This is a genomic window from Dietzia sp. CW19 (assembly GCF_014145265.1).
Lineage (GTDB): Bacteria > Actinomycetota > Actinomycetes > Mycobacteriales > Mycobacteriaceae > Dietzia > Dietzia natronolimnaea.
On the sequence record NZ_JAALEE010000329.1, the window covers coordinates 1 to 4,513 of the forward strand.

The 4,513-nt window shown below is 68.9% G+C and carries 4 protein-coding genes and 1 pseudogene; 3 read left to right on the forward strand and 2 right to left on the reverse strand.

The features are described from left to right. Positions 1–410: proton-translocating transhydrogenase family protein (locus tag G6021_RS10265; protein ID WP_182641225.1), on the forward strand; the 410-nt coding region annotated here is incomplete at its 5' end. Positions 411–414: 4 nt separating this feature from the next. Beyond that, complete coding sequence (gene pntB / locus G6021_RS10270) at positions 415–1,836, forward strand: Re/Si-specific NAD(P)(+) transhydrogenase subunit beta (protein WP_182641226.1); 1,422 nt, start codon at positions 415–417, stop codon at positions 1,834–1,836. 313 nt (positions 1,837–2,149) lie between these two features. Here pntB and G6021_RS10275 read toward each other — a convergent pair whose 3' ends face one another. Further along, entirely contained in the window at positions 2,150–2,626 is a 477-nt protein-coding gene (locus tag G6021_RS10275; RefSeq protein WP_182641227.1) for a hypothetical protein, read from the reverse strand. Positions 2,627–2,681: 55 nt separating this feature from the next. Next, positions 2,682–4,043, reverse strand: coding sequence for an acyl-CoA dehydrogenase family protein (locus G6021_RS10280; protein WP_182641228.1), 1,362 nt, complete (start codon positions 4,041–4,043; stop codon positions 2,682–2,684). Positions 4,044–4,190: 147 nt separating this feature from the next. Between G6021_RS10280 and G6021_RS10285 the strand changes: the two are divergent. Continuing rightward, a pseudogene (locus G6021_RS10285) lies at positions 4,191–4,513 on the forward strand (LLM class flavin-dependent oxidoreductase); the annotation flags it as partial.

Below are 4,513 nucleotides of genomic sequence, written 5' to 3' on the forward strand. Positions count from 1 at the left end.
CCGCCGCCCCCGCCGCGGCCGCCGCCGCGCCGCTCGAGCCGCGCCCGGAGAAGAAGAAGCTCTCGGCAGGGGCCAGGCTCGGACTGATCGCCACCGGAATGGCGTTGCTGCTGCTGCTCACCGCGGTCGCGCCGGGGGACATCCCGCGCCACATCACCGTGTTCGTCCTGGCGATCGTGATCGGCTACTACGTCATCGGCAACGTGCACCACGCGCTGCACACCCCGTTGATGTCGGTGACCAACGCGATCTCCGGAGTGATCGTCGTGGGTGCGTTGCTGCAGGTCGGGATCGACAACACCCTCGGCCTGGCGCTCGCCGCCGTCGCGATCCTCGTCGCGTCCATCAACGTCTTCGGCGGTTTCGCCGTGACGCGTCGCATGCTCGGCATGTTCTCGAAGGGAGCCTGAGCAGATGTCTGTTGAGACCGCCGCCAATGCGGCCTACCTGGTCGCCGCACTGCTGTTCATCCTGTCGCTCGCCGGGCTGTCCAAGCACGAGACCGCTCGCCGGGGCCTGACGTTCGGGATCTCCGGCATGGCGCTGGCCCTGGTCGCCACCGTTGCCCTGGTCATCGACCACCAGCCGGCCACCATCGGCATCGTGTTGATGGTGGTGGCCGTCGCCATCGGCGCCGTCATCGGTCTGATGCGCGCGCGTAGCGTGCAGATGACCGAGATGCCCGAACTCATCGCCCTGCTGCACTCGTTCGTCGGCCTGGCCGCCGTGCTGGTCGGGTGGAACGGTTACCTCGAGCCCGAGCTGCACGGTGAGCTCACCGGTTCGCTGCTCGGCATCCACCACGCCGAGGTGTTCATCGGCGTGTTCATCGGTGCCGTCACCTTCACCGGTTCGATCGTCGCCTACCTCAAGCTGTCGGGGAAGATGAAATCCGCACCGCTGGTGCTGCCGGGCAAGAACCTGATCAACCTCGGCATCCTCGTGGCGTTCGTCGCGCTGACCGTGTGGTTCGTCATCTCCCCCGCGCTGTGGATGCTCATCGTGGTCACCGCCCTGGCGCTGGCCCTGGGCTGGCACCTGGTCGCCAGCATCGGTGGCGGCGACATGCCGGTCGTGGTGTCGATGCTCAACTCGTACTCCGGCTGGGCCGCCGCGGCCACGGGCTTCCTGTTGGGCAACGATCTGCTCATCGTGACCGGCGCGCTGGTCGGCTCCTCGGGCGCGTACCTGTCCTACATCATGTGCAAGGCGATGAACCGCTCGTTCTTCTCCGTCATCATGGGCGGCTTCGGTATCGAGGCCTCGTCGGGCGAGGGCAAGGACCACGGCGAGCACACCGAGATCGATGTCGCCGGTGCGGCCGAGATGCTGGCGGACGCCTCGAGGGTGATCATCGCCCCCGGCTACGGCATGGCCGTGGCACAGGCGCAGTACCCGGTCGCCGACCTCACCCGCACCCTGCGTGAGCGTGGCGTCGACGTGCGCTTCGCCGTCCACCCGGTCGCCGGCCGCCTGCCCGGCCACATGAACGTCCTGTTGGCCGAGGCCAAGGTGCCCTACGACATCGTGCTCGAGCTCGACGAGATCAACGACGACTTCGCGGACACCGACGTGGTGCTGGTCATCGGTGCCAACGACACCGTGAACCCGGATGCCGCCGAGGACCCGGGTAGCCCGATCGCGGGTATGCCCGTGCTCCACGTCTGGGAGGCCGAGAACGTCATCGTGTTCAAGCGGTCGATGGCCGCCGGTTACGCCGGCGTCCAGAACCCGCTGTTCTTCCGCGACAACACCCAGATGCTGTTCGGCGACGCCAAGGACCGCGTCGACGACATCCTCGCCGCGGTCAAGGATCAGCAGGGCGCCAGGGCCTGACGCGCCGACCCGCCCGTTCGACCACATCCGCTACTCGCCCTACGGATCCGCTATTCCGATTGGAGTAGCGGATCCCGAGGGGGAGTAGCGGATGTGGTCGTCTGTCGTCTGTCGTCCGCGTGGCGGCCGTCGGGCGGCGGGGTGAAGGACTCGGGTTACGGCTCCGAGGCCGGTCCCGAGGCCATGGAGTGCTATATCAACACCCGGTCGATCGCGATTCGGAACGTCTGACCGAGGTCGGGGACGACCAACGCCGGGGCCTGCAGCGGAGTCGGATAGAACCGGCGGCAGACCCCCGCGTCGCCCCGCCCGGTTACTTCTTCTTCAGCGCGTCCGTGCACCGCAGACGGAGCTGCTCCAATTCGCGTCCGTGCTGCTCCGCACGCTCGACCAGCTTTTCCAGCGTGGGCCGGGGGAGCCGGGGGTCGTCGATGTCGAGCAACGCCTTGAAGCCGAGCGTCTTGCCCGTCACGGCGAGGGTCAGCGCCTCGAGCTCGACCAGGTCGCTCAGCGGGGAACGTTCGGCGGCACGGCGATTGGGTTTGAGCTGGCCGAACTTCTCGGCGGCCTTGGCGGGCAGGTCCTTGAGCATCGAGGGTGACGTCCCCGCCAGCGTCATGAGCTCCTCGAGGCTCTTGAGGTCGTCCACGGTCTCGTCACCGATCCGGCTGACGACCTCGCGGACGTGCGGGTCGTCGTGGTCCTCGGCCACGCGGCGGAACAGGTCGATCCCGGCGGCGGCACCGGCGTGGTGGTCCTGCATGTACGTGTGCAACATCTCGGTGGCCATGTACTGACGGTACGAGAGCGGGCGGCGGAGGCAACCGATCGGACGGCCCAGAACCTCAGCGCGCGAGGAGTCCCTTCGCGATGTGGGTCACCTGGATCTCGTTGCTGCCCGCGTAGATCATGAGCGACTTGGCGTCGCGGGCGAGCTGCTCGACGCGGTACTCGGCCATGTATCCGTTGCCGCCGAACAACTGCACGGCCTCCATCGCCACCTCGGTGGCCGCCTCGGACGAGTACAGCTTCATCGCCGACGCCTCCGCGAGCGAGAGCGGCTTGCCGGCACGGGCGCGCTCGATGGAGTTGAAGACCATGTTGCGCACGTTCATGCGCGCCACCTCCATCTTCGCCAGCTTGAGCTGGATCAGCTGGAAGCGCCCGATCTCCTGGCCCCACAGGGTGCGTTCGCGGGAGTAGTCGACGCACAACCGGTGGCACTCTTCGATGATGCCCAACGCCATGGTGGCCACCCCGATCCGCTCGGCGGTGAAGCTCGACCGCGCCGACTCGCGGCCGTCGCCTCCGTGACCCTCCTCGGACTCGCCGAGCAGCCGGTCCCGGCCGAGGCGGACGTTGTCGAAGAACAGCTCCCCGGTCGGGGAGCTGTGCAGGCCCATCTTCTTGAACGGCGGCCCCTGCGTCAGGCCCTCCATGCCCTTGTCCAGTACGAACGTCAGCACCTTGCGGTCGCGCTTGTCGGCGTCCGTGGCCGGTCCGGTGCCGCCCGCTCCACCCGACCCCTCGTCGAGCTTGGCGTAGACGATCATCACGTCGGCGTACGGCCCGTTCGTGATGAACGTCTTCTGCCCGTTGAGGATGTAGTCCTCGCCGTCGCGCCGCACGTAGGTCCGCATGCCGCCGAAGGCGTCGGAACCGGAGTCCGGCTCGGTGATCGCCCACGACGCGACCTTCTCCATGGTCACGATCCCCGGCAGCCAGCGTTCCTTCTGCGCCAGCGTCCCGCGGGACATGATCGTGGTGGCGCCCAGCCCGAGGCTCACGCCGAGCGCGGAGACCAGCCCCATGCACGCGCCGGCCAGTTCACTGGTCACCACGGCCATCATGGAGTCCCGGTTCTCGGGGGCTCCGCCGGAATCGCCGTCCTCGTCGTCGTCCCCCCTCCCGCCGTCGCCGCGCGGCGCGTCACCGGATGCAACCCCGCCGCCCGCTGCCTCGCCGCCCGCGGTCCCAGTCCCGGCCGCCGCGCCGACCGTCTCGCGCGCCCGCTCCTTCGCCAGCATCTTCTCGACCCCGTCGCGGGCCATGGCATCGATGCCGAACTCGGCGAACAGCTTCCGGATGATCGGGTAGGGCGGGATCTCACCGCTCTCCAGGGCGTCGAGCTGGGGGCGGATCTCCTTGGCGATGAAGCCGCGCACGGCGTCGCGGATCATCAGGTCGGTCTCGGACCACTCGTACATCGGCGTCTCGTCTCCTCGGTGCCCGGGGGTGTGCCGCGTGTCGCTGCAACACGTGTCAGCTCAGTGTGTCGCGACCGGGTCGACGGCCGCGGCCGTTTGCGGCGAATGGCCGGCCCGGCGACGACGGGGTCGGGCACACTCGGGAACATGAGTGCCCTCCAGGACAGTGCATCCCACCGAACCCGCCACCGCCCCGCAGGTCGCGAGCAGCTCGGCCGGATCGGCCTGTGGACCGGCTCGCTGGAGGGACTGACGCCGGCGGCGATTCCCGACGTCCTCGGTGAGCTCGACGACCAGGGCTGGGGCTCGCTGTGGTTCGGCGAGGCCGTCGGCCGGGAAGCGTTCACCGCCGCGCAGCTGTACCTGGGCGCCACGCGCCGGATGGCGATCGGCACCGGCATCGCCAACATCTACGGCCGCGACGCCTCGGCGGCGGGGGCGGCCGCCCGGACGATCAAGGCCATGCACCC

What these genes read in the sequence shown, in the direction of transcription:
- pntB (WP_182641226.1), top strand. Translation starts at nt 415, where the DNA reads ATGTCTGTTGAGACCGCCGCCAATGCGGCCTACCTGGTCGCCGCACTG.
- G6021_RS10275 (WP_182641227.1), bottom strand. Translation starts at nt 2,626, where the DNA reads ATGGCCACCGAGATGTTGCACACGTACATGCAGGACCACCACGCCGGT.
- G6021_RS10280 (WP_182641228.1), bottom strand. Translation starts at nt 4,043, where the DNA reads ATGTACGAGTGGTCCGAGACCGACCTGATGATCCGCGACGCCGTGCGC.